General features: G+C 57.3%; 21 protein-coding genes. 12 read left to right on the forward strand and 9 right to left on the reverse strand.

The features are described 5' to 3' along the window. Positions 1–11: 11 nt before the first annotated feature. Positions 12–800 (forward strand): IclR family transcriptional regulator, encoded by a 789-nt coding sequence (locus CKW20_RS27260; RefSeq protein WP_095055657.1) that lies wholly within the window; start codon positions 12–14, stop codon positions 798–800. Positions 801–826: 26 nt separating this feature from the next. On the opposite strand, the gene CKW20_RS27265 is transcribed toward CKW20_RS27260, so the two are convergent. From CKW20_RS27265 to CKW20_RS27280, 4 genes are all read right to left on the reverse strand, one after another. Further along, positions 827–3,301, reverse strand: coding sequence for a dermonecrotic toxin domain-containing protein (locus CKW20_RS27265; protein WP_095055658.1), 2,475 nt, complete (start codon positions 3,299–3,301; stop codon positions 827–829). 165 nt (positions 3,302–3,466) lie between these two features. Continuing rightward, positions 3,467–6,019 carry a LuxR C-terminal-related transcriptional regulator gene (locus CKW20_RS27270; RefSeq protein WP_095055659.1) on the reverse strand — a complete coding sequence of 851 codons (2,553 nt, stop codon included), beginning with the start codon at positions 6,017–6,019 and terminating at the stop codon, positions 3,467–3,469. Positions 6,020–6,160: 141 nt separating this feature from the next. Beyond that, positions 6,161–7,528 carry a DUF1329 domain-containing protein gene (locus CKW20_RS27275; protein ID WP_095055660.1) on the reverse strand — a complete coding sequence of 456 codons (1,368 nt, stop codon included), beginning with the start codon at positions 7,526–7,528 and terminating at the stop codon, positions 6,161–6,163. Between the two features lie 23 nt (positions 7,529–7,551). Next, positions 7,552–9,345: a DUF1302 domain-containing protein gene (locus CKW20_RS27280; protein ID WP_095055661.1), complete on the reverse strand. Its 1,794-nt coding sequence runs from the start codon at positions 9,343–9,345 to the stop codon at positions 7,552–7,554. Positions 9,346–9,980: 635 nt separating this feature from the next. Between CKW20_RS27280 and CKW20_RS27290 the strand changes: the two genes are divergently transcribed. Continuing rightward, positions 9,981–11,936 (forward strand): S-type pyocin domain-containing protein, encoded by a 1,956-nt coding sequence (locus CKW20_RS27290; protein WP_176466966.1) that lies wholly within the window; start codon positions 9,981–9,983, stop codon positions 11,934–11,936. Then, positions 11,936–12,196 (forward strand): hypothetical protein, encoded by a 261-nt coding sequence (locus tag CKW20_RS27295; protein ID WP_095055664.1) that lies wholly within the window; start codon positions 11,936–11,938, stop codon positions 12,194–12,196. Before CKW20_RS27290 ends, CKW20_RS27295 begins: the two co-directional genes overlap by 1 nt. Before the next feature lie 50 nt (positions 12,197–12,246). On the opposite strand, the gene CKW20_RS27300 is transcribed toward CKW20_RS27295, so the two are convergent. From CKW20_RS27300 to CKW20_RS27315, 4 genes are all read right to left on the reverse strand, one after another. Further along, entirely contained in the window at positions 12,247–13,158 is a 912-nt protein-coding gene (locus tag CKW20_RS27300; RefSeq protein ID WP_095055665.1) for an SDR family oxidoreductase, read from the reverse strand. 110 nt (positions 13,159–13,268) lie between these two features. Continuing rightward, positions 13,269–14,171 (reverse strand): alpha/beta fold hydrolase, encoded by a 903-nt coding sequence (locus CKW20_RS27305; protein WP_095055666.1) that lies wholly within the window; start codon positions 14,169–14,171, stop codon positions 13,269–13,271. Continuing rightward, on the reverse strand, positions 14,172–14,954 hold the full coding sequence (locus tag CKW20_RS27310) for a class II aldolase/adducin family protein (protein WP_095055667.1): 783 nt from the start codon (positions 14,952–14,954) through the stop codon (positions 14,172–14,174). Between the two features lie 206 nt (positions 14,955–15,160). Further along, a complete protein-coding gene (locus tag CKW20_RS27315) occupies positions 15,161–15,616 on the reverse strand; it encodes a flavodoxin (RefSeq protein WP_095055668.1) in 456 nt (151 codons plus the stop codon). Between the two features lie 103 nt (positions 15,617–15,719). Between CKW20_RS27315 and CKW20_RS27320 the strand changes: the two genes are divergently transcribed. Both CKW20_RS27320 and CKW20_RS27325 read left to right on the forward strand, forming a co-directional pair. Beyond that, complete coding sequence (locus CKW20_RS27320; protein WP_095055677.1) at positions 15,720–16,196, forward strand: PAS domain S-box protein; 477 nt, start codon at positions 15,720–15,722, stop codon at positions 16,194–16,196. Between the two features lie 54 nt (positions 16,197–16,250). Continuing rightward, positions 16,251–16,856 (forward strand): hypothetical protein, encoded by a 606-nt coding sequence (locus CKW20_RS27325; RefSeq protein ID WP_095055669.1) that lies wholly within the window; start codon positions 16,251–16,253, stop codon positions 16,854–16,856. Between the two features lie 3 nt (positions 16,857–16,859). Here the strand turns inward: CKW20_RS27325 and CKW20_RS27330 are convergent, their stop codons facing one another. After that, complete coding sequence (locus CKW20_RS27330; protein WP_095055678.1) at positions 16,860–17,828, reverse strand: MerR family transcriptional regulator; 969 nt, start codon at positions 17,826–17,828, stop codon at positions 16,860–16,862. Positions 17,829–18,020: 192 nt separating this feature from the next. Between CKW20_RS27330 and CKW20_RS27335 the strand changes: the two genes are divergently transcribed. The 7 genes from CKW20_RS27335 to CKW20_RS27365 all read left to right on the forward strand — a co-directional run bounded on the left by CKW20_RS27335 (position 18,021) and on the right by CKW20_RS27365 (position 22,661). Next, the gene (locus tag CKW20_RS27335; RefSeq protein WP_095055670.1) at positions 18,021–18,590 is read left to right on the forward strand and encodes an antibiotic biosynthesis monooxygenase; all 570 of its coding nucleotides are present in this window, start codon (positions 18,021–18,023) and stop codon (positions 18,588–18,590) included. A 174-nt stretch (positions 18,591–18,764) separates the two neighbouring features. Continuing rightward, positions 18,765–19,475 (forward strand): dihydromonapterin reductase, encoded by a 711-nt coding sequence (gene folM / locus CKW20_RS27340; RefSeq protein WP_095055671.1) that lies wholly within the window; start codon positions 18,765–18,767, stop codon positions 19,473–19,475. Positions 19,476–19,497: 22 nt separating this feature from the next. Beyond that, positions 19,498–20,073 carry a GTP cyclohydrolase I FolE gene (gene folE / locus CKW20_RS27345; RefSeq protein ID WP_095055672.1) on the forward strand — a complete coding sequence of 192 codons (576 nt, stop codon included), beginning with the start codon at positions 19,498–19,500 and terminating at the stop codon, positions 20,071–20,073. Between the two features lie 2 nt (positions 20,074–20,075). Further along, the gene (folX, locus tag CKW20_RS27350; protein WP_095055673.1) at positions 20,076–20,447 is read left to right on the forward strand and encodes a dihydroneopterin triphosphate 2'-epimerase; all 372 of its coding nucleotides are present in this window, start codon (positions 20,076–20,078) and stop codon (positions 20,445–20,447) included. Between the two features lie 97 nt (positions 20,448–20,544). Then, positions 20,545–20,841 carry a DUF1244 domain-containing protein gene (locus tag CKW20_RS27355; protein ID WP_030128632.1) on the forward strand — a complete coding sequence of 99 codons (297 nt, stop codon included), beginning with the start codon at positions 20,545–20,547 and terminating at the stop codon, positions 20,839–20,841. Continuing rightward, positions 20,834–21,172, forward strand: coding sequence for a HopJ type III effector protein (locus CKW20_RS27360; protein ID WP_095055674.1), 339 nt, complete (start codon positions 20,834–20,836; stop codon positions 21,170–21,172). The genes CKW20_RS27355 and CKW20_RS27360 overlap by 8 nt, the downstream gene beginning before the upstream one ends. Positions 21,173–21,410: 238 nt before the next feature. Then, on the forward strand, positions 21,411–22,661 hold the full coding sequence (locus CKW20_RS27365; protein WP_095055675.1) for an aspartate aminotransferase family protein: 1,251 nt from the start codon (positions 21,411–21,413) through the stop codon (positions 22,659–22,661). Positions 22,662–22,929: the final 268 nt, after the last annotated feature.

The raw sequence follows: 22,929 nt of genomic DNA on the forward strand, positions 1-22,929 counted from the left end.
ACATCGCCTCCATGACCAGCGAAAGCAACGGTAAACAGAAAGTCCGCTCAGCCGAGGTCGGCACCGACATCCTCAAGGCGCTTGCCGAGCTGTCGCCGTCGACCTCGTTGTCGCGCCTGGCCGAACACGTGCAGATGCCGGCGAGCAAGGTTCATCGCTATCTACAGGCGCTGATCGCCAGCGGTTTTGCCGAGCAGAACACCGCCACCAACCACTATGGCCTCGGCCGCGAAGCGCTTCGGGTCGGTCTGGCTGCCCTGAACAGTATGGACGTGCTGAAAGTCGCCGCCCTGCCCTTGGCCGAGTTGCGAGACGAGCTGAACGAAACGTGTTTTTTGGCGGTGTGGGGCAATCGGGGCGCGACAGTGGTGCACATCGAACCGGCAGTGCGCGCGGTGACGGTGGTCACGCAATTGGGCTCGGTTTTACCTTTGCTCAGTTCATCGACGGGGCTGGTGTTCAGTGCCTATTTGCCACACCGGGAAACGGATGAATTGCGCGAGCAGGAAATCGCCGTCGATGCCCATCCGCTGGCGGACGATAAGACTTATGCGAGCTTGTGCGGACAGATCCGCGAACGCGGCCTGCATCATGTTCACGGTTTGCTGATGCCAGGCGTGGATGCGTTGTCGGCCCCGGTGTTCAATGCGGTCGGACAGGTGGCGGCAGTGATGACCATTGTCGGCCCGACCTCGCTGTTTCACGCCGATGAAAACGGCCCGGCGGCGCAACGGCTATTGGCGGCGAGCCAGGCTGTAAGTTGGCGGATGGGCTATGAGCCCACCGCCGTTATCGGTTAAATCGTTCGGCGCTGAATGCCTGGTGTTTACTCCAGCAGCGTCTGCTCACTGGACTCGGACTCCTCAAGTGCCTCCTTCATCAATGCCGTTATCACCGCCAGATCCGCCGATTTTCCGCTGCACGCAGAGACAACGCTCAAACAGGTATTCACATCGCCTAACTGCTTGCCAATTGCCTTCTGCACGGGCGAGAACCCCAACTTGCCGATGCGCATCGTGGCCAGCTCCAGCATGCAATCCAGGTAGCTTGCGAACAGCGCCTTATAATCACCCTCGTGATAAGCCTTGGCCCCATCGAACACCCCCTTTGCAATCACGACAGCGCTCAGTCCAAAACCGATCGGCGGGAACACGCAGCCTACAACGGTGACTGCCGCTACCGCAGCGTCGTAAACCAGTCTGCCCACAACCTCGACAAGGCTCGTGGTTTGAGCATCGACACCGTTAATGACCTGACCGATCATGTCGGCATAACAATGAGAAAAGTCACGCACGCGGCTATCAAATTGCAGTCGTGGCGGTTCGACATCGGTACTGCTGCGCTGCACTTTTTCGATGTAAGCGCCAACCACCCGCTGGTCGGTAAACTTGGCGCGCTTGCAGTAATAGCTGCCCAAACCTTTCACTTTGACCGACCTGGCGAATTCGGCCAGCGGTCGAAACCATCGGTCATCCGGGGCATGAGGGGTATACAACAAGTCCTCGGCCACCCCGTTGTTCATCATCCGGAAAACATAAACGCCCTCGATTCTGCAGCCTTCCAGATGAAACATGTAGACGCCGTTGCGCTGGGGAGACTCAGGCTCTTCGTACTCCCACCGATCAGAGGACTCCGGTTCGCGCAATCGGTCAATGGCCCCCTCGATGCCCCATTGTTGTTGCTTATCAAGTCTACTGCTGAAGAGTTCCGATAAGGCGGCGCGCTGCATTTCATGCAGTTGCACGTTTACATGCACATCGCGTTTCAGCGCGAAACCAGGGGCGTTTTTATCCAGATAGTCCGTGGACAGCATGTCGATATATTTTTCTCCCGGACGCAAGGTCTTCGACCAGCCCACGATGTATTTCATCAATACGTCGGCCATCAACTGATCGGAGATCGCTGGATGACCGGGCAACAAACGCAGTTTTGGGTAAAGTCCGGGGTTGTGGATCGGCCCGCTCTCTTCCGTGATGTGACGCTCCTTGATGATGAGTTGAGACAAGGTCAATTCTTGCGAGCCGTCCAGTTCCACGACAATCAGATCGGGATTAACGATGACTGTTTCACCGTTTTCCGCCAGCACATCTTCTGCTCTCTTTTTAATAAGGTTGTACGCAAACTTCTCGTAACTGATCAGCGCCGTCTCGCGGGTGGCAAGCCGGGTCAACGCTTTAAGTTCGGTGTTCAACCGGGCGAAATATTTCTGCTTATAGGACGAGGCCGAGCGATAACCGGCGGGGATGACCGCCTCCACTTCCCCTCGCAGCCAATCGACATTGAGCAAAACAGCCTGGCGTAACGCACCGGGACCGAATGTTGGCCAAAGGTCGCGCTGAATACCGCGCCACTGGCTCGGCAGCTGCTGTATCAGCCTCATATACGCATCGAGTCGGTGTCGATCACTGACGTGAGACTGCTGGAGCAGGTAACTGCGTCCTTCGGGTAGACGCGTCAGGTCGGCCACATGGAAGTCCAGCTGCCTGATGCTGATGAACTCGTACCAGACCTGGCCCCCGGGAGTCTCCGGCGAATAGAGAACGCAAGGACCGTCTTCACCTTGGGGCCCGCAATAAACAATCACCCCTCGCAAGGCAACGTCTGAACCGACGAGCGTCAGGCTGCCCAAAGAATGGTTTTCGGCTCCTTGAATGGCCCGGTCGACGATATCAAGGCCCTCGTCGCTGATATGCCCCTGCAATTTCGCGCTGAACGAACTCAGATCCGTGCGACTGTCCAGCATGGCCTGCAGAGCACGCAAAACCGTTTCATCGCGGTATTTTTCTTCAAACTTCTCGGCATAAAACGAACGCATACTCGCGTCGCCCATCACATCCAGAAGATCTTGCTCGGTAAAACCTGACGGCAACTCCTCACCTTCAAGGATGATCTCCAATGGAACAGTGGCCGCATCGTACAGACCATTGATCAGGAACTCGGGAAGGGTCGGGCGATTGCGCTGAACCACCTTCTGCTGCCCCACGTAGAACGTATGGCGAACGTTGACGAAAATCCGCTCCGGGTCGATAAGTTCGTCGGTGAGCGTTCTGATTATCTCTTGGGCATAAAAATGTGCGAAAGCCTTGAGGGATTTGGTTTCTGCCAGCAACTCATCCAGTACCTGCTCGTTTTTTGCCAGGGATTGTTCTGTATCGAAGTAATACTGACGATCTTCTTCACTGGCACCTGCCAACCATTCCGGGATCGAATAAGGTTGTTCAGCCATTACCCGTTTCGATGGACGTAGCAGTTCATCCTGAACTTTTACATCCAACGCTTCTTTTAATACAGCGATACTCATGCGCTATTCCTTTTGGCATTTAATGAAGCAGCAGATTGCCGCCTGGTTACTCAACAACGCCAATGTAAAACAGCGAACACACAACACTCAAAGCAGATCTTCTTTCCAATCATGTACAACAAATAGCAACACCGAAAGCTGAAGCCACACAATTAAAACCCAACATCAACCGATAACCCCCAACAACTTCGCCTGGGCAACCGCCTGAGTTCTTCGCTCCACCCCCAACTTCACGTTAATTCTTCTCGCATGGGTTTTAACGGTATGCAATGAAATAAAAAGAAGATCGGCAATCTGTTGATTGGAGTTACCCTGCGCCACTAATTTCAATACTTCTATTTCACGCAGACTCAATCGACTCTGTGGGAAGGCCTCCGCATTCAAGGGGTTTCCCGTAGCGACAAGGCAGATCTCGCCGAGTAATTCAGGCTGGCGCAATTGCAAATCGCACAAGACTTGTTGGAAGTTGCAGCGCTCGACCAGGGCCAATCCTTCCTGCAGCGACTGCTGAACAGAAGGGTCGCCGGTCAACCAGGCGACTTCGGCCAAGACCAGATGCAACTGCGCTTGCAGCCCCGACATTCCCCGCTGTCGCGCCCATTGCAACTGGGCCTTGAGTCGGGCCAACGGCGCTTGTGCCTGCCCTAGATGGACCTCGGCCAGTACCAACAGATACTCCAGAACCGGTATCAGCTCCAGTGTCGCCGGTGGTGCCTGACGTACGAGGGAGCCATGATAATGACGAAGAACCCGACTCAAGGCTTCGTAGGCCAGTTCAGGGCGGCCCTTTTGCAACCAGAAATGGCTGCTGATTTGCAGCAGTACCCCTCGATAAACCGTTTCGGGAATCTGCCGCCGTTGCATCAACCGTTCGGCGTCGCGCAGATGAACAAACGCCGCAGCATAATTTCGATGATTAGCCGCCAGTTGCGCTTGACCGAGAAAACCATATAGAACGCGCTTGTCGTGGTTGCGCAAGCAGTCCTCCAGCCCCGCCTGAAAAAACTCGGCAGCGCGTTCGTCTGCGCCCAGGCACATTGCCAACCGCCCACGACGCAATGCAATTCGCCCCAGCAAGGGTGCAGGTCGATCCGAGCGTTGGCGGAGCAATTCATCAATGTTGCAAAGCAGACTTTCCGCCCGCACCGCCGCGCCTCGTTGCTCCAGCAATTGCGCATGATCGAGTTCCATCAAGCCCTCAAATATCAGCGAACCTTGCGCCCGCGCCAGGCACAGCGCCTCGCGGTTATGGGCTTGCGCCACGTCAAGCTCGCCCCTTAACAAGGCCTGTTGCGTCAGACCGGACAAACACATCAGGCGCGCCGTCCAGCATTCGGGATCGAGCGCACTCAACGCGTCAAGGAAGTGCGCGCGCGCAGGCTCCATTCGTCCCTGTAAATGCAGTAACCAACCCTGCAGGGCCTGCCAGCGCGCAATCAATTGGCGCTGAAGCACCGCCGAGGGTTGAGGCGTGAAATGCGCCAAACGAGCGATGCAGGCGGTCGCCTGGTCGAAACGTCCGGCAAACAATAGAGCGGCGGTAATCAAGCCGACCAATTGCGGACTGCCCAGCGTCAGTTCCTCGCCTTGCTGCTCATGCAAACGCAGCAACAGCACCACCGTCTGCTCTTCGAACAAATGCTCGAAACTGAAGTGCTGCAACAGGCTGACCGCCACTTCGTATTCCTCGGCGAGCAATGCCTGTTCAAAGGCCGACTTCCAGTCCTGTTCGGCACAGAACCACTGGCAGGCACGCCGATGCCAGGAGCGTCCCGCCGGCCATTGTTCGTCGCGCAACAACTGGGTGAACGGGGTGAAAATCTGCAGCCAATCGGTGGAGTCGCGCCAAGGTTCGATAAAGCAGCCCAGCGCTTGCAAGGTCCGCAAGTACTGAGCGCCCTCCCCGGCCCCGAACAGGTGATCGCACAGCCGGGCATTGAAGCGGGGCAAGTGGGCCAGCACCCGCCAGGCCTCGCTCAACTCAGGCGTCAGCGAACTGAACAACTCATGTTCCAGATAATCGAGCAGGATGGCTGCCCGTCCCAGGGGTTTATCCTGACGCGACCAATCGCACTTTTGCAGCAATGCAATCCGCACACCGGCACACCAGCCGCCGGTGCGCTGGATGATCCGACTGGCCACCTTGCTGGCCTGCTCCGGTACCCAGGGCTGCAATATCTGCTCGACTTCACCTTGCGTGAAAGTCAGCGAAGCACTCTCGCACTCGTACAACTCATCATCGAGCAGCAACCTTGGCCAGTTGCATTGCGGCCGGCGGCGGGCACCGAGCCACCAGGTCAGCATCGGACTGCTGATCGCCAGCATGCGATCCAGCAGCGAGTCCAGCTCCGGGTTCGGCAGGCGGGAATAGTCATCAAGAAACAGCCAGGTCGGCGTCTGCAATCCCGCCAGACCGCCGAACAACCCCGTTTCATCCGATGAGGCCAGCCCCAGCATCTGCGCCAGACGATGACGAAAATCCGCCGCGCTCGACGCTTCGCCAGACAATGGCAACCAATGCACTCGGCATTGAGTTGGCGCTTGCAACAGGCATTCGGCGAGCAGCGCGCTCTTGCCACTGCCGGCGGGTGCGCAGAGCAATTTCACCCGTGCCGTTGAAGCCAGTAACGGCTCGCTCAAACGAGCCCGCGAAAGGTGATGAGAGGACAGGCGGGGCAGGAATCCAGAACGGTCCAGACACGGAGTCATGGCGGTCATTGCGGCGTGCCTTTTTTATAATTGTGCGGCCACCCTAGCCCTCTCCAAACCACTTGTTGAGAAGTATTCAGGACGCTGATTGGCGCCCATAAAAGAGGCGACCCGCAGGTCGCCTCTCATTTTTCCCATGTATCAAAACCCTTACCGAACACCCTCGGCGCGAAGAGCCGACGGGGTGTAGTCGGCAGACTTGGCATCGAAGCCGAATTCGAAGCTGTGCTTCTCTTCGTTCTTCATTCCCAAGGCAATGTATCGGCCAGCAATGATGTCGTAGAGCGCCTCCAAGGTGTAGGCCGGAGTCTGGTGATCGTAGTAATACTGAGCGTGACCTTCGGCCACCCGCCAGAGTTGACCGCGACCGTCGTAGTGATCCACCAGCGCCACTTGCCAGCTGTCTTCGTCGAGGTACATGTGGCGTTTGGCATAGATGTGCCGCTCGCTCGGCTTGACCGTACCGACTACTTCCCAGACCCGGTGCAATTCGTAGCGGGTCAGATCCTGATTGATGTGCCCGGCTTTCACCACGTCATCGTACTTGAGGCTCGGCGAGTCGAGTTTGTAGCTGTTGTAGGGGATGTACATTTCCTTTTTGCCGATCAGTTTCCAGTCGTAACGATCCGGCGCGCCGGAGAACATGTCGAAGTTATCCGACGTGCGCAGGCCATCGGCGGCGGTGCCCGGCCCGTCATAAGCCACCTGTGGCGCGCGTCGCACTCGACGTTGACCGGCGTTGTAGATCCACGCCAGACGCGGCTCTTTTACCTGATCGAGGGTTTCATGCACCAGCAATACGTTGCCCGCCAGTCGTGCCGGCGCGGTTACCGACTGTTTGAAGAAGGTCAGCACGTTGGCGGCCTTTTCCGGATCCAGGTCCTTCATCAATTGCGGTACGGCGATCTCTTCCTCGAAGCGGATCGGCGTGTAGCTGCCGTTGGTTTGTGGGGTCACCTGAGTGATGATGCGTCGCAGGTTGCCGCCGTGGTAACGGGTAATGTGGTTCCACAGCACCTCGACACCGTTCTTCGGAATCGGGAACGCGTAGTAGCGATTGCCGGTGAAATTGGCCAGGCCGTTACCGTCGTTGATGCTGTTCACATTCAGCGCACTGCGCTTGGCCGACTCGTAGATTTCCGCCGGCAAGCCGACGGTACGATGGGTCGGGTAGACCGGGATTTTGTAGGTTTCCGGGTAGCGTTTGAACATCGCCACCTGGCCATCCGAGAGCTTGTCCTTGTACTTCTCGACGGTCGCGGCGGTGATGGTGAACAGCGGTTTTTCACTGGCGAACGGGTCGGCCAGAAAACCTTTGCTGTCGACTGCGCCGGCGTTTTTCGGGATGCCACCGGTCCAGGCCGGGATCGAACCATCGGCGTTGCCGGCCTTCTCGGCGCCCAGTGGCGTGAGGCTGGTGCCGAGCTTGCCAGCTTCTTCCGGCGAGACCGCCGCCATCACGTTGGCGGCCAGCAGGCCCAAGGCCAGGGCGCCGCATTGCAGAATCATCTTGCGCATTAACATCATCCTTCTCAGCCAGATCAGAAGTTCACGCCGAAGCTCAGCGCCAGGAAGTCGCGGTCTTCGAGGACGTTGTAGTCACCGCCGAAGAAGTCGGTGTAACTGAGGCTCGCGGTATAGGTGTTGCGGTAATCGGCATCGACACCGACGCTGACCGCCTTGGCGCCTTCGTTGAACAGCCCGTTGGGGCCGTAACCGGCGACGTCATGGGACCAGGACAGGTTGGGTTTGAGGTTGATCCCGCCGATCACGTTGGCGTAATCGAGGATCGCCCGGGCGCGGTAGCCCCAGGAGGTGGAGGTGACGAAGCCGTCGGTATCGCCACCGAAACCGTACTGGCCGTAGACCGAATCACGGCCATAACGCAGCTCGCTTTTCGACTCCAGACCACCGACCCGTACCACCGCCGCTTCACCGACCAGAGTCAGACGTTGGGCGCCCAGCACTTGATCGAAGAAGTGCGTCAGGGTGCTTTGGACCTGAGTTACTTCCTTGCGGCGATAACCGGTGTTGTCGGCACCTGCCGCAGTAGCGATCGGCGATGCCGCGCCGCCGGCGATCGGGTTGAGCAACGCCAGGGTCAGATCGGTGGTGTTGAGCTGCACCGGAGCGTTTGGCCGGTAGCTGATTTCGCCGGTCCAGGCCGTACCGGTGGGTAAGGTGGTGGAGAAGCTCGCGCCGTACAGGCGAATGTCTTCCGGGTATTCGAGGTAGTACTGGCCGCGCCCGAGCATCACGCTTCGGGCCAGGGCCGAACCGCTGCCAGCAGCCAGACTGTTGGCGACAGTGACCATGCCTGGCAGGCTGGCCAGTGTCGACAGCCCGGCGGTGGTGGTGCCGACGGTCGGTGTGCGACTGTGGTAGTTCATGAAGTAGAGGCCGTATTCGGTGTCGTCACCGAGCCAGCGCAAGGCCGTGCCCCACTGTCCCGAATCCCGGGCATCGCGGTCGCCGCCGCGAGGAATGATCACCCCCTCGCTGGAGACCTGGATAGGTTGGCCAAAGGCTGCCGCCAACGGCGCCAACGGGGCGATCGCCGGGCTGCCGACGGTGTAACCGGTGTTGCAACCATCCGCCGCCACGTCACCACCGAAGAAGGTGCCGCAATTGTCGAGAACCGTCTGATCCCACTCCAGTTGATAGAACCCTTCCACCGTCAGCTGATCGGTCAGACCCTGGGAAGCGAACAGCATGTTCACCGGAATCAGGCCTTCCTTGATCTCCGCGCCAGGACGCCGGAACGCCGAAACGTCGACCGGGTTGATGCTGTTGATCGAGTTGCCGATGAAGGTGCTTTCACCCCAACTGACCACTTGCTTGCCGGCACGCACAGTGCCCGGCAGATCGGCAATGGAGTAGTTGTGATAGACGAACGCATCGAGGATCTGCGCGCCCGAAGACTTGGAGCCTTCCTTGCGGTTGTTGTCACTGATCTGTTTGAACTCGCGGTCTTCGTCCTTCAGCTCGAAGTCGTACCAGTACTTGCCACGGACGAACACACCGGTATCGCCGTACTTCAATTCGAGGTCGTGGATACCTTTGAATATCTTGGAGAAGGTCTCGCCTTTCTTGAAGTTCAGGCGTCCGTCATCACCGGTCGAAGCCTGGCCGGTGCCGCCGTTGACGGTGCCCACCAGAGCCTTGTCGGCATCACGCATGCCCCAGCTCGCGCCGACGGACAACGAGGAATCGAACTGCCCCTCGATTTCACCGATGTTGAAAGAAACAGCGTGTGCCTGAGCACAGCAGCCCAAGGCCACCGCAGCGGCCAGCGCTTGCGGTTTGAAGATGGCGCGCATTGTTGTTTTTGTCATGCGTCTTCCCCGGTGAGTGACAGAAGGCCCCACCCTACTGCCGCGCGCCGGGAGCGATAAGCGCACCAAGGAGGTATTCGTGGTGTACCTCCAAAGGATGAAAGGCCGCATGGGCCGGGGGTTTGCGCGGGGTATGGATGGGCTGGATGGAGGGTTATCAGTGCAGCGCATGGGCAGCTGTCAAGCTTGCGAGGCTGCTGCTACAGGGTCGGCCGAAAACTGTTACTCGAACTGCAACACTGCATGTCTGGAATCGCTATTTTTCCTTTGCGCTCAAGCCCTTATTCTTGCCGGGCTTTCACGGCAAACGGCCTGAAAGCATGAAGCGATGGGGATGATAGACCACCCCATTGGCGACAGAATCCAGATGATTCGAAGCGTATTTTTCGACCCATCGCCCTGTGTTCACTGACGTTGATTTGTAGCTCCTGGATCTACGTCTTACTTTGGCCGCTGCGTTTGCAGCGGCCTTTTTTATGTGGGTTTATTTCCGAGATAAAACTTCATGTTTCCTACATCACTGTCGGAAACGCTCACCTACCTGCATTAAAAGATCGAACTTATAGTTTCCTTGGTCGCCCTGGATGGGTGACGACATAAATAGCCATGAACGACCGCACGTATTGAACACCGACATGGCTATTCAGATATTCGAATCGAAAGGAACTCGATATGCAGCAAGAAAAAATATCCTTGTTAATCGAGGTATACCTCGTACGCCTTCGTCATCTTCTGGTTTCGGATTTGGCGCCGGGGGCGTGTCAGGCCCCGACCACTCCGATCGTGCATATGACTTAATGGATTCTGCCACTGATTGGCTGATTGATAACAATGCTTATACCGAGGAACTCTTCAACGAAAACTTCAAGAACATCATTCACATAACCGATGCCGAACTTGCAAAAACAAGAGCGGCCGTTGCTGCTGTGGTACCCCTTGGAACTGATGCTCTCGAGATTGAGTTACGAACGCTTAAGCTGCAACTTTTTAAAGCAAGGACAGATCATCAAGAACAGATAGGAATAGCCAATCTTTATTATGGCCATGACCCACTGACCCACAAAGGTGAAAATCCTGCCTACAAGGGTTTCGAGGAGCCCCCGGGTCGTCGTCGCGCAGGGCAAAGGGGTTATTACAGAGCAGTAGAAAAATGGAATATCTCTTATGCCGCAGCTTACGAGGCGAAGTTCCTGGCTGAGCAGATAAAGCTGTTGGACGCCCGCTTAGCCACACAAAACAACGCCATTGCCCAGGCCAACGCAAAAGCGGCGGCAGCGGCTCAGGCAAGAGCCTTGGCTGAAGCCCAACGCGTGGCCGAGGAACAGGCGCGCAAGGCAGTTGAAGCCGAAGCCCGACGCGTAGCCGAGGAACGTGCGCGGTTTGCGAAAGCGGCAGAGGCTCAACACCTGGCAGCGGCCAAAAAAGCACATGAAGAAGCGTGGGCAGGTCGTGCGTTTCCCGTATCGGCCGCTGCTGCTGCGGCCGGCCCGGTGTTTACTGTCGCAAGGGGGAACATCCCCCTCAACCCGGCAAGAGCCTTGGCAATCAACGCAACGCTACGAGCTGCGGTTGCGGCAGTTATCGAAACCATTACCGCAGCGGCAGCACCCATCGTCGGCGGGGGTGTAGCACTCTTTTATCCATCGGAGTTGGGCAACGGCGATCTCTATTCCCTAAGCGTCCCGCTATCAATACTCGCACTAGACAACACCGCCGATGACTTACACGCCATCGCGGCGGCACAGGGTGAAGTCCATCTGCCGGTCATCATTGGTTCCAGGACAGAGACCCATTACACGAAATTTGTCGTGATGGGTGCGAACATGGCGTCGGTGCCTGGAGTACCGGTCCAGCTCGCCGCGCTTAATCCGCACGGTAATTTCTACAAGTCCCCGAACGCTGCCCCCCCCAACTTGACCTGGACGCCCATCGTGAAACCGGGCAATGCGTCCACATCACTCCCGGCAGGGGCGCCAAATTTTACCGTCTATAACGGTCCATCAGCAGTAGCGTTGGACCATCGAATCGATAGTCATCCGGAACTGGATCGTTACAGTTTTGGTGGGTTCGTCACAGTATTTCCGATTGAGTCGGGTATTCCGCCAATCTATACCGTCTTCAACAGTCCTTATGAGGGCGCTACTACCGAAGGTGAGCACAGTGGACGTGACTTCAATCCAGAACAAATAGGCGGGCCTACTTTGGACTTGAAATGGACGCCTGCAATTGCTTCACAAGAAGGAGTCAATATCGTGGAACTGCATACCTCTAAATTTCCTCCATCCGACGCCAACAAAGTGATGATTGATCGATTACACAAAGTTCTCCGTGGAGAACTCGAAATGACCGATACCGACAAACGTTTCTACACTCATGAGATCAGGGAGTTTGAAAGATTTAAAGCTTTGGGATATGGCGATACAGAGATGCCGGATGCAGGCTCTTCCGTGTGGAATAATGTGCATACTGCGACGCTGGAAGACTTCAAACTAAAAGATGATCCCTCCTTGCTTTACACGCCAGAAGCATTGGCCGCCGCGGCTGAACAGGACGAGCGCGAGTACAAACAATTTCTGAAGGAGATGTGGTAATGAACACCATAGAACAAATTGTTAAAAATGAATCTCTGGATGATATCGTCGCCGTATTTGCATTGTTCAAACCAAACCCGCATCTGGATATGATGATCAGACGCTATAACCGTGAAATTCTCAAAGAATATGGTGCGCTTGAAAGCGCCTATGCACGGCTCTTTGCCGCGGGTGTATTGGCTAACGGAGATAAAGGGTTGGCAATAAAAGGTCCAAACTGGAAAGCGCCCCAGTTCGTCATAGAAAAAAGATACGATTGAGATCCGAAAACCACCAAGCCGCCCATTTGCGGCTTGGTGGCCCAAGATACTTAGACCGAATACCTCTGCAAATTCCCCATCATTTCCTTCAACGCTTCAATATTGTCCTTCGGATGCGCCGCGCCTTCGAAATCACAAATCTGCTCCCAATGCGCCGCCACATCTTCCGGCGAAAACCCCACCCGCGGATCAAACCCGGCCCCAAGGCTGCGCTCCCAACGCACCTTGCCCATCCAGCCGCCACCCACTTCGAACAACCCGGACGTTTCCTGGCAATGTTCGCTGGCCAAATACACCACCAGCGGGCTGACCAGTTCCGGTTTGAGTTGTTCGAATATTTGCGGCGGGATCAGGCCTTCGGTCATGCGGGTGCCACCGGTCGGGGCGATGGCGTTGACCAGGATGTTGTTCTTGCGGCCTTCGATGGCCAGTGTGCGGGTCAGGCCATAGAGGCCGAGTTTGGCCATGCCGTAGTTGGACTGACCGAAGTTGCCGTAGATGCCCGAAGTCGATGCGGTGAAGATCACGCGGCCATAGTTTTGCTCGCGCATGTGTGGCCAGGCGGCGCGGGTGACCTTATAGGCGCCCTCGACGTGGACGCGGTAAACCAGGTCCCAATCGCTGTCGTCCATTTTGTGAAAGGTCTTGTCCCGCAGGATGCCAGCGTTGTTTACCACGACGTCGACACGGCCAAACGTATCGAGGGCGTGTTGCACGATTTTGTCGCCATCGGTGACGGAGTCGTGATTGGCCTCGGCGGTGCCGCCCGCTTCGCGAATTTGCGCCACCACGCGGTCCGCTGCCGAAGCATTGGCGCCGTCACCTTGCGCCGAACCGCCAAGATCATTGACCAGCACTTTGGCGCCCTGCTTCGCGAACAGTAGCGCGTGCGCCCGGCCCAAGCCGCCGCCCGCACCGGTGACGATCACGACTTTATCTTCGAAGCGCACAGACTCATTCATGGGGAATTCCAGCAGGCCAGGGGACAATGAATCCCAGTGTCAGGCACAAGGCGGCTGGTCACAATAAACACGGAGGAAGCTGAATGGTGCGCAATAAGGCAGCGGGATAGTCAGGAACACGCCACCTTGCGCGCCGGTGAAACCAACCGGTCGCGAAACTCCAGATAGTGCTTGAGCACCTGCGCCGGTGCTTCGATTTGCGGGTAATGGCCGATCCCGGGCAGCAGGACCGTGTCCGGGTCGGGAATCAGTTGCCGATAGCGCGCCACCATGTGCGCGCCGGAAACCGGATCGACCTCGCCATCGATGACCCGTAACGGCACCTCGCCACGCTGCATGGCGCTGACCCAACGTTCACGCTGGACACGGCGCTGCGGGATATAACTGATCAATTTGTGCATGATCCGTTGCCCGTGATTACTGTCGACCAGGCTCCAGAAATCATCCAGTTCACTTTCGGTGGGTCGGGTCTGCGGACCGAACACCTGCTGGAAACTCTTCACCAGCGCATCACGGGTAAAGGCTCGCCCGATCATCCAGCCCAAGGGGCTGAGCAGGAGTTTTTGCATCAACACCGGGCGATGGGTTTCGGGAAACAGCCCACCATTGAGAAACACGCAACTGGCGATACCAGCGCGCGTTTCATAGTGCCGGGCCAGCAGTTCCTGGGCCACGCTGTCGCCATAATCGTGTGCCAACACGTGAACGGGTTGTTCAACATTCAGATGCGCCAATAAGGCCTGTTGCAGATCAGCCTGTTCCAGCAGGCTGTAGTCGTGATTCACCGGTTTGGCCGAATCGCCGAAGCCTAGCATGTCGCAGGCAATCACCCGATAGCGCTGCGCCAACGGCTGCCACAGGTAATGCCAGTCCCAACTGGCGGTCGGGAAACCATGGATCAGCAACAGCGGCTCACCCTGCCCCGCGGCCCAATAGCGGAGTGTCTGACCGCGGAATACGAACGTCTGACTGCGCTTGCGCCAGACACACAGTGGAATCTCGGCGAGTGCCATTTAGAGTTTATAACCCGGGTCTTGTTTATCGAGCTTGCGCAGCAGCGGCGGCCAGGCCAGCGCGCCGCCCATCCCTTGAGCACTTTTGGTGACACCGGCGATCATCGCCTTGGCACCCGCCAGAATCTGCGGTTCGATGGCGATCAGCTCCGCACCACCGTTCTGCGCCAGCACTTGAATCTCGCAGGCGCGCTGGAAGGTGAACATCATCAGGAACGTGTCGGCGATGGTGCCGCCACAGGTCAGCAGACCGTGGTTGTGCAGCATCAGGAAATTGTTTTGTCCAAGGTCGGCTTGCAGCCGCGCCTTCTCTTCATGGTTCAGGGCAACGCCTTCGTAGGCGTGACAGGCCAGGCTGGACAGGACGAACAAGGACTGCTGGCTGATTGGCAAGATGCCCTGCTTTTGCGCCGATACCGCCACCCCGGCCGCGGTGTGGGTGTGCAGTACACACGCGACGTCATGACGGACTTCATGCACGGCGCTGTGGATGGTGTAACCCGCCGGGTTGATCTCGTAAGGGCTGTCCATCAACTTGTTGCCGGCCTGATCGACCTTGACCAGGCTCGACGCGGTCATTTCATGGAACATCAGCCCGAAGGGGTTGATCAGGAAGTCTTCAGTGCCCGGTACCTTGGCGGAAATATGCGTGAAGATCAGATCATCCCAACCATGCAGAGCGACCAGACGATAACAGGCAGCCAGGTCGACGCGAGTCTGCCATTCGGCGGCACTGACTTTGTCTTTGATGCTGTGTGGCGATTGGACAGGGGATACGCTCACGGCAAGGATTCTCTTTTTTATTTTTCTGGGTTTTTATTGTTTTCACTGCGTTACAGCAGTCTAGTCAGCCCCCGGACTTCGGGTAGTTGCATTGGCAGCCAGCTTGATGGCCGAGCGAGTCAGTACGCGGGGGAGTCTGGATCCATGTCAAAGCGGTAAGTTAAGCCGCACAACCTTGTGGGAGCGAGCAGGCTCGCTCCCACAAGTCAGCCTCGCAGTGCGCTGACGAGCTCCGCCAGCCAAGGCTCGGCATCGGTTTCCGGCGTCACGGTTTCGCTGGCGTCCAGACGCAGCATCGGCAGGACTTCGCGCACGCCCAGCTCGCCGAACAATTCACGCATTTGCTCACCGCCGCCGCAGAACGTATCGCCATAACTCGAGTCGCCCAAACCGATCACCGCACCCGGCAAACCACGCCAGGCTGCTGGCAACTGATCGCGGATTGCGAAATACAACGGCTGCAGATTGTCCGGCAACTCGCCCATGCCGGTGGTCGAGGTCACCGCCAGAAATGCTTCGGGGCCAAACGCCTGAACGTCGGCGAGGGTCGCGCGCGGGTTGTGCCAGGTTTCAAAACCGGTGGCGTTCAAAATGCTTGCAGCGTGGCGGGCGACTTCTTCAGCCGTGCCGTACACCGAGCCGGAAAGGATGGCGACTTTCATCAATCTGATCCTGAATCTAAATAAAAGTACGAGATATTAACAGCACCGACCTCATTGATCTTTTAGAATGCAGCGTATCAATCAATACGCAAAGGACTCTGCGATGATCAATGCCGCACTGCTGCAAATGGTGATCGACGCCTCCAACGACGGCATTGTGATTGCCGAAAAGGAAGGCGAGCAGGACAACATCCTGATTTACGTAAACCCGGCATTCGAGCGCCTGACGGGTTATACCAGCGAAGAAATCCTCTATCAGGATTGCCGGTTTTTGCAGGCAGGAGATCGGGATCAGGCAGCCCTTGCATTGATTCGCCAAGCGTTGGGCAATGGTGGTTCCTGCCGGGAAATCCTCAGGAATTACCGCAAGGACGGCACGCCGTTCTGGAACGAACTGTCGCTTTCCACGGTAAACAATCCGCACAACGGGCAGACCTATTTCGTCGGGGTGCAGAAAGACGTCACGGTCCAGGTCAAGGCGCAGCAGCGAGTCGCGCAGCTGGAAGCGCAATTGGCCGAGGCGCTGGCAGAAATTGCCGCACTCAAATCGACGAACGGCTCAAACCAATCTGCGAATTAGTGGTCATTTACTACAATCACCGATGACTTTGTAATTATTCCTTTCGAGCAAATCATGCAGCGCGACGCACTCCTGACGCAGGATGAGCTGGATTTTATCCAGAACATGCAACACAACCCGCAACTCAATGTGCGGGATGCGACGTCGAGTCTGCTCGTCAACGGTGGTTCGCAGATTCGTGACTTGCTCACACGCCTGGCCGCTCATGAGCAAGTCACCATCCAGGCCACTTTTGAAAATCAGCAAATGACCTTCCCGCTGCACTTGGTGGAAGATGAATTCCATGCGATGCATCTGCGCCTCGGCGTTCCCAGTATTTATGAAGACGGGCCGATGATTCGGCCATGGCGCCTGGCGCTCGAAGAACCCGTGGCGCTGGAGAATGCCAAGGGCCAACCCGGCACGATGTGGGTGCATGAAATATCGTTCAAGGGGGTATTGCTGGAGGTTCGCAACAAGACCAAGGCGCCAAAGCACTTCGCGTTATGGTTCAGCCCGTCAGGTTATGAGCGGATTGCGTTGCGCGGCACCTTCGAGCGTGAAACCGAGCAGGGTTTCTACGCCTATGAGTTGAGCCAGAGTGATACGGATGAAACCGAACGTCTGCGTCAATACATCCTTCAGCAGCATCGCCTGACCCATCCCGCACTGCATATCTGAATCTCAGGTATCCAGATTCCCCACCAGGAACTGCTTCAGACGCTGACGCATCAACACGCCCTCGTTTCCCAAACAACCGATCGACGATCCGGCCAGGCTCTCCTGTGCCAGGTCCGATGCATCCCCGGCCAGCAACACCTGACAATCCAGGCTCATGGCCAGGCGGTTCAAACGTCGAGGCAGTTCGGCGGTCGGCGCTTGATTGGAAACCAGCACCAATGCCTTGGGTTTGATTTTCTCACAGACCAGAATCAACTCGTCGAAGGGCTGACCGATCGCCAACAACTGAATAGCCGAATCGACGTTGCTCAGATACAGCGCCGTGGCCAGCACTTCGAGTTCACGACATTGATCGGCCAAAGCACAGACAATCACTCGTCGCGGTTGCATGACACGCACCAGCAGCAGGCGTTGCAACACTCGAGCACGCAAAAAACCATCCAGAAAAAGCCATTCGCTGGTCTGCCCGAAGGCTTCATGGCGTTGTAGCAATAGCTTCCAAATCGGAATCAGAATGTGCTGAAACACCACCGTCAGCGGGTAACTGGAAAAAATCTGACCGTAGACGTGCTCCAGTTGCACTTCGTCAAAAGCACTCACCGCTGCCTTAACCTGTTGCTGCCATTGGTCGTAGTCAGTTTGAACGAGTTCGTTGGGAATGATCTGCGCCAGCACCTTGAGCGGTTCGGTCTTGGCCAATATCTTGCCGACCTTACTGACCGCGACACCGCGTTCCATCCAGCCGAGGATGCTGCGAACACGTTCGATATCGGTCATCGTATACAAACGGTGCCCGCTTTCGGTGCGAGTGGGCTGTATCAGACCGTATCGCCGCTCCCATGCGCGTAGCGTGACCGGGTTGACCCCCGTCAGGCGCGCCACCTCACGAATCGGAAACAATTCTTCTCGAATCAGGGAGTTGATGGAGGGCAAGCCAGTTGCAAGGTTTGTCAGCACAGGATCTACGTCCATGTATATATTTTGATACATTCTAACTCTCCTGCCCCGGTAGCATTCAACACGTCTGTTGAATTAATTAGCACTTACGTCCCAGATTGAATCAGGAATAATCCTTGCTTGTCCCGAGACGCAGCCCACTACCCCGGCGCTGTGTCTGGCGACGCTCTTATCCAGAGCGACGCGTTTGCCCTATGGAGATACATAATGTCTACCTCACCCGTCACGCTGATGGTTGCTCGCCGCGTTGCCGATGGGCGTTATCACGACCTGATGGCCTGGTTGCGCGAAGGCGAACAACTGGCCACCGACTTCCCCGGTTACCTCGGCTCTGGTGTGCTCGCTCCACCGCCCGACGATGACGAATTCCAGATTATCTTTCGCTTCACCGACGAGCAGACAATGCACACTTGGGAGCATTCCGCATCGCGCATCGCCTGGCTGGGACGCGGCAGTGATCTGTTTGCCCATCCTACGGAGCATCGGGTCAGTGGCATCGAAGGCTGGTTCGGTGCTGCCGGTCAACGCCCGCCACGCTGGAAGCAGGCTGTGGCAATCTGGCTGGCGTTCTTTCCGGTGTCTTTGTTGTTCAACTTTGTCATCGGGCCGCTATTGGCTGAAACGGGTTTGCTGACCCGCGTGTTTGTCAGCACCCTGTGCCTGACGCCATTGATGGTGTATTTCTTCATACCGCTGTCGACTCGTCTGCTGGCCGGGTGGCTGCACACCCCATCTGCGCGTCCGTTGCCCGCCGAACCCACCACCCAAAATCAATAACCCCTGTAGGAGCGAGGCTTGCCCGCGAAGAACGATGACGCGGTTTGACAGATAGACCGAGGCGCCTTCTTCGCGGGCAAGCCTCGCTCCTACAAAAGCGACGCGATCGCAGGACGTAGGTGAACAACTCCCGTCGCTGGTATAGTTTTGCTCTTACCGCGACGCGAGCCGTTCATGACCTCTTCCGTAGCCCCAATCCTCATCACCGGTGCCGGACAGCGTGTCGGCCTGCACTGTGCGCAGCGTTTACTCGAAGACGGCCATCCGGTCATTTTCAGCTACCGCAGCGAGCGCCCGGGTGTGCAAACCCTTCGTGATCTTGGGGCGAGCGCGGTGTTTGCGGACTTTTCCAACGAGGCTGGAATCCTTGCGTTCATCGGCGAACTGAAAAACCACACCGACAGTTTGCGGGCGATTGTCCATAACGCTTCTGAATGGCTGGCCGAAACCCCGGGCACCGAAGCCGCAGCCTTCACCCGCATGTTCAGCGTGCACATGCTGGCGCCCTACCTGATCAACCTGCACTGTGCTGACTTGCTACGGCGTTCAAGTCCCGCCGACATCGTACACATCAGCGATGATGTGACCCGCAGAGGCAGCAGCAAGCATATCGGCTACTGCGCCAGCAAAGCCGGGCTCGACAGCCTGACCCTGTCCTTTGCCGCGAAATACGCGCCCGGCATCAAGGTCAACGGTATCGCCCCAGCCCTGCTACTGTTCAATCCCGACGACGACGCGGTGTACCGCGCCAGGGTTCTGGCCAAATCGGCACTGGGCATCGAGCCCGGCAGCGAAGTGATCTACCAGAGCCTGCGCTATTTGCTCGACAACCCTTATGTCACCGGCACGACCCTGACCGTCAACGGCGGACGGCACGTCAAATAAGCCGCTCCCGCGAGGATGTCCCATGACGTTATTTCTGCCTCAGAACACCCTGTCCCAGAGTTATCGCGAAATCCTGATCGGCCTCGGTGAAAACCCCGACCGCGAAGGACTGCAAGACACCCCGGTTCGCGCCGCCAAGGCGATGCAATACCTGTGTCATGGTTACGAACAAAGTGTCGAAGAAATCGTCAACGGCGCGCTGTTTGCCTCAGACAACGATGAAATGATCATCGTCGACAACATCGAGCTGTACTCGCTCTGTGAACATCACATGCTGCCCTTCATCGGCAAGGCTCATGTGGCTTATATTCCAACGGGCAAGGTGCTGGGCCTGTCGAAGATTGCGCGGCTTGTGGATATGTTCGCCCGCCGACTGCAAATCCAGGAAAACCTCACCCGGCAAATCGCCGACGCGGTGCAGCAAGTGACCGATGCCGCCGGAGTCGCGGTGGTCATCGAAGCCCAGCACATGTGCATGATGATGCGCGGCGTCGAAAAACAGAATTCGACCATGAACACCTCGGTGATGCTCGGCGCCTTCCGCGAGTCGAGTAATACCCGCCAGGAGTTCCTGCAATTGATTGGACGGAGCAAGTAGCAATGCCACAACTTCAACCAGGAATGGCACGCATCAGGGTCAAGGACCTGTGTTTGCGAACTTTCATCGGGATCAACGAGGACGAAATCCTCAACAAGCAGGATGTGCTGATCAACCTGACCATTCTGTACGCCGCCCAGGATGCAGTGCGTGACAACGATATCGATCACGCGTTGAATTACCGCACCATCACCAAGGCGATCATCGCCCACGTGGAGGGCAATCGCTTTGCCCTGCTCGAGCGCCTGACCCAGGAGTTGCTGGACTTGATCATGATCAACCAGTCGGTGCTGTACGCCGAAGTCGAAGTCGACAAGCCCCACGCCCTGCGCTTCGCCGAGTCGGTATCGATTACCCTTGCTGCGAGTCGTTAGCTTCTAGCTTCAAGCGCCAAGCTGTAAACTTCGAGCCACCGCAACCCATCTTGCAGCTCGAAGCTTGCCGCTTGCAGCTGTCTCGCAGAGACCTCTCATGAACGATCAACAACGTCTGGAACTTGAAGCCGCCGCCTTTCGCCGGCTGGTTGCCCACCTGGACAGCCGCAAGGATGTGCAGAACATCGACCTGATGAACCTCTCGGGTTTCTGCCGTAATTGCCTGTCCAAGTGGTACAAGGCCGCCGCCGATGAACGCCAGATCGACGTCAGCCTCGACGAAGCCCGCGAAGTGGTTTACGGCATGCCGTACGCCGAGTGGAAAACCCAATACCAGAAAGAAGCCAGCGCCGACCAGCAAGCGGCGTTCGCCAAAGGAAAACCCAATGAGTGATCTGAACACCCTGCGCGCCAGCCTCAAGAGTGGCGAACACGCATTCGCCGATACCCTGGCGTTCATCGCTGCCGGTTACGACTATCAGCCCCAGGCGTTCAATAACGGTGGCGTGGAAAATGCCGCCGGGCAGAACGAAGGCTCATGCAAGACCTTGGGTCTGGCATTGCTGGAAGGCTTGAGCGATGAAGAAGCGCTGTTGGCATTTGGCGAGCATTACCGTTCGGTGGTGGCCACGCCTGAAGGCAGCGACCACGGCAATATCCGCGCGTTGATCACCCATGGTCTGGCGGGTGTGAAGTTCACTCAGCAGCCGCTGACTCGCCGCTGAGTCACTGACCCCAATCTTTAGGAGCCGGCTTGCCGGCGAAGAGTCCCTTGGGCCATGCACCGCCCTTCAGGACGCCTTCGCTGGCAAGCCAGCTCCCATAGGATTGACGTACACCATCAATCCTGATCAAACCACATCCCGACTTTTAAGATTGACCCGGCCACTTTATTTCGTTTGCCGGGCACCTCTGCTCGCGGCTTAGATAAAAGAAGCATCCCTTCTTCAGAGTCAGCCATCCATGCGCAGCGAATCCGTCAGTCAGTCGATCAACATCGTTCACCCCATCACCCTCAGCCACGGCAAAAATGCCGAGGTCTGGGACACCGATGGCAAGCGTTACATCGATTTTGTCGGTGGTATCGGCGTGCTGAACCTCGGCCATTGTCATCCGCGCATCGTCGAGGCTATTCGCGAACAAGCCACCCGGCTGACCCACTACGCGTTCAATGCGGCTCCCCATGTGCCTTACATTGAACTCATGGATAGCCTCACGACGTTTATTCCGGTGGATTACCCGGTCAGCGGCATGCTCACCAACAGCGGTGCGGAAGCGGCGGAAAACGCCCTGAAGATCGTCCGTGGCGCCACCGGTCGTACCGCGATCATCGCCTTTGACGGCGCCTTCCACGGTCGCACGCTCGCCACCCTCAACCTCAACGGCAAAGTCGCGCCCTACAAACAGAAAGTCGGCGTGCTGCCAGGTCCGGTGTACCACCTGCCCTTCCCGAGCAAAGACAATGACGTGACCTGCGCCGAGGCCCTGAAAGCCATGGAGCGGCTGTTCAGCGTCGAAATCGACGTTGATGACGTGGCCTGTTTTATCGTCGAACCGGTACAGGGCGAAGCGGGCTTTCTGGCGATGGACGTGGAATTCGCCCAGGCGCTGCGACGCTTCTGTGATGACAAAGGCATCCTGTTGATCGTCGATGAAATCCAGTCCGGCTTCGGCCGCACCGGCCAGCGGTTTGCGTTCTCGCGATTGGGCATCGAGCCGGACCTGATCCTGCTGGGCAAAAGCATTGCCGGTGGCATGCCGCTGGGGGCGGTTGTCGGGCGCAAGTCGCTACTCGACAACTTGCCCAAGGGCGGACTGGGCGGAACCTATTCGGGCAATCCCATTGCCTGTGCCGCCGCGTTGGCGACCCTGGAGGAAATGAGTGATGCACACCTGCACGCCTGGGGTACGCAACAGGAAGAAGCGATTGTCAGCCGCTACGAATCCTGGCGAACCCGCGAACTGTCACCGTATCTGGGCCGCTTGACCGGCGTCGGGGCAATGCGCGGCATCGAGCTGATCAATGCCGACGGCACGCCGGCTTCGGCGCAGCTGACACAGCTGCTGGCCCTGGCGCGCGATTCGGGCTTGCTGCTGATGCCCAGCGGCAAATCACGTCACATCATTCGGCTGCTGGCGCCGTTGACCACCGAAGCGACCGTACTCGAGGAAGGTCTGGATATTCTTGAGGCGTGCCTGGCGAAATTGGCCTGATTCCAGAATCCACACAGTCAATGTAGGAGCGAGGCTTGCCCGCGAAGGCGTCGTGTTAGCCGACATCAATGCTGATATTAAATCGCCTTCGCGGGCAAGCCTCGCTCCTACAGGGGATGTGGTGAACGCATTTGCCGTGGGATCGAGTAGGAGGCGGATTTACATCCGCCGTCCTCTCACACCACCGTACATACGGTTCCGTATACGGCGGTTCAGGTTATGCAGCTAAGCCGGTTGATCGTATCCAGTATTGAGACCAGACCAAGGT

The sequence above is a fragment of the Pseudomonas sp. Irchel s3b2 genome (genome assembly GCF_900187445.1).
Taxonomy (GTDB): domain Bacteria; phylum Pseudomonadota; class Gammaproteobacteria; order Pseudomonadales; family Pseudomonadaceae; genus Aquipseudomonas.

Bases quoted from the DNA above. Each gene is read 5' to 3' on its own strand.
- CKW20_RS27275 (WP_095055660.1), bottom strand. From the start codon at position 7,528: ATGCGCAAGATGATTCTGCAATGCGGCGCCCTGGCCTTGGGCCTGCTG.
- CKW20_RS27360 (WP_095055674.1), top strand. From the start codon at position 20,834: ATGAGTGATCTGAACACCCTGCGCGCCAGCCTCAAGAGTGGCGAACAC.
- CKW20_RS27365 (WP_095055675.1), top strand. From the start codon at position 21,411: ATGCGCAGCGAATCCGTCAGTCAGTCGATCAACATCGTTCACCCCATC.
- CKW20_RS27280 (WP_095055661.1), bottom strand. From the start codon at position 9,345: ATGACAAAAACAACAATGCGCGCCATCTTCAAACCGCAAGCGCTGGCC.
- CKW20_RS27320 (WP_095055677.1), top strand. From the start codon at position 15,720: ATGATCAATGCCGCACTGCTGCAAATGGTGATCGACGCCTCCAACGAC.
- folX (WP_095055673.1), top strand. From the start codon at position 20,076: ATGCCACAACTTCAACCAGGAATGGCACGCATCAGGGTCAAGGACCTG.
- folM (WP_095055671.1), top strand. From the start codon at position 18,765: ATGACCTCTTCCGTAGCCCCAATCCTCATCACCGGTGCCGGACAGCGT.
- CKW20_RS27315 (WP_095055668.1), bottom strand. From the start codon at position 15,616: ATGAAAGTCGCCATCCTTTCCGGCTCGGTGTACGGCACGGCTGAAGAA.
- CKW20_RS27305 (WP_095055666.1), bottom strand. From the start codon at position 14,171: ATGGCACTCGCCGAGATTCCACTGTGTGTCTGGCGCAAGCGCAGTCAG.
- CKW20_RS27335 (WP_095055670.1), top strand. From the start codon at position 18,021: ATGTCTACCTCACCCGTCACGCTGATGGTTGCTCGCCGCGTTGCCGAT.
- CKW20_RS27290 (WP_176466966.1), top strand. From the start codon at position 9,981: ATGGCTATTCAGATATTCGAATCGAAAGGAACTCGATATGCAGCAAGA.
- CKW20_RS27355 (WP_030128632.1), top strand. From the start codon at position 20,545: ATGAACGATCAACAACGTCTGGAACTTGAAGCCGCCGCCTTTCGCCGG.
- CKW20_RS27265 (WP_095055658.1), bottom strand. From the start codon at position 3,301: ATGAGTATCGCTGTATTAAAAGAAGCGTTGGATGTAAAAGTTCAGGAT.
- CKW20_RS27330 (WP_095055678.1), bottom strand. From the start codon at position 17,828: ATGGACGTAGATCCTGTGCTGACAAACCTTGCAACTGGCTTGCCCTCC.
- CKW20_RS27270 (WP_095055659.1), bottom strand. From the start codon at position 6,019: ATGACCGCCATGACTCCGTGTCTGGACCGTTCTGGATTCCTGCCCCGC.
- CKW20_RS27300 (WP_095055665.1), bottom strand. From the start codon at position 13,158: ATGAATGAGTCTGTGCGCTTCGAAGATAAAGTCGTGATCGTCACCGGT.
- folE (WP_095055672.1), top strand. From the start codon at position 19,498: ATGACGTTATTTCTGCCTCAGAACACCCTGTCCCAGAGTTATCGCGAA.
- CKW20_RS27325 (WP_095055669.1), top strand. From the start codon at position 16,251: ATGCAGCGCGACGCACTCCTGACGCAGGATGAGCTGGATTTTATCCAG.
- CKW20_RS27260 (WP_095055657.1), top strand. From the start codon at position 12: ATGACCAGCGAAAGCAACGGTAAACAGAAAGTCCGCTCAGCCGAGGTC.
- CKW20_RS27295 (WP_095055664.1), top strand. From the start codon at position 11,936: ATGAACACCATAGAACAAATTGTTAAAAATGAATCTCTGGATGATATC.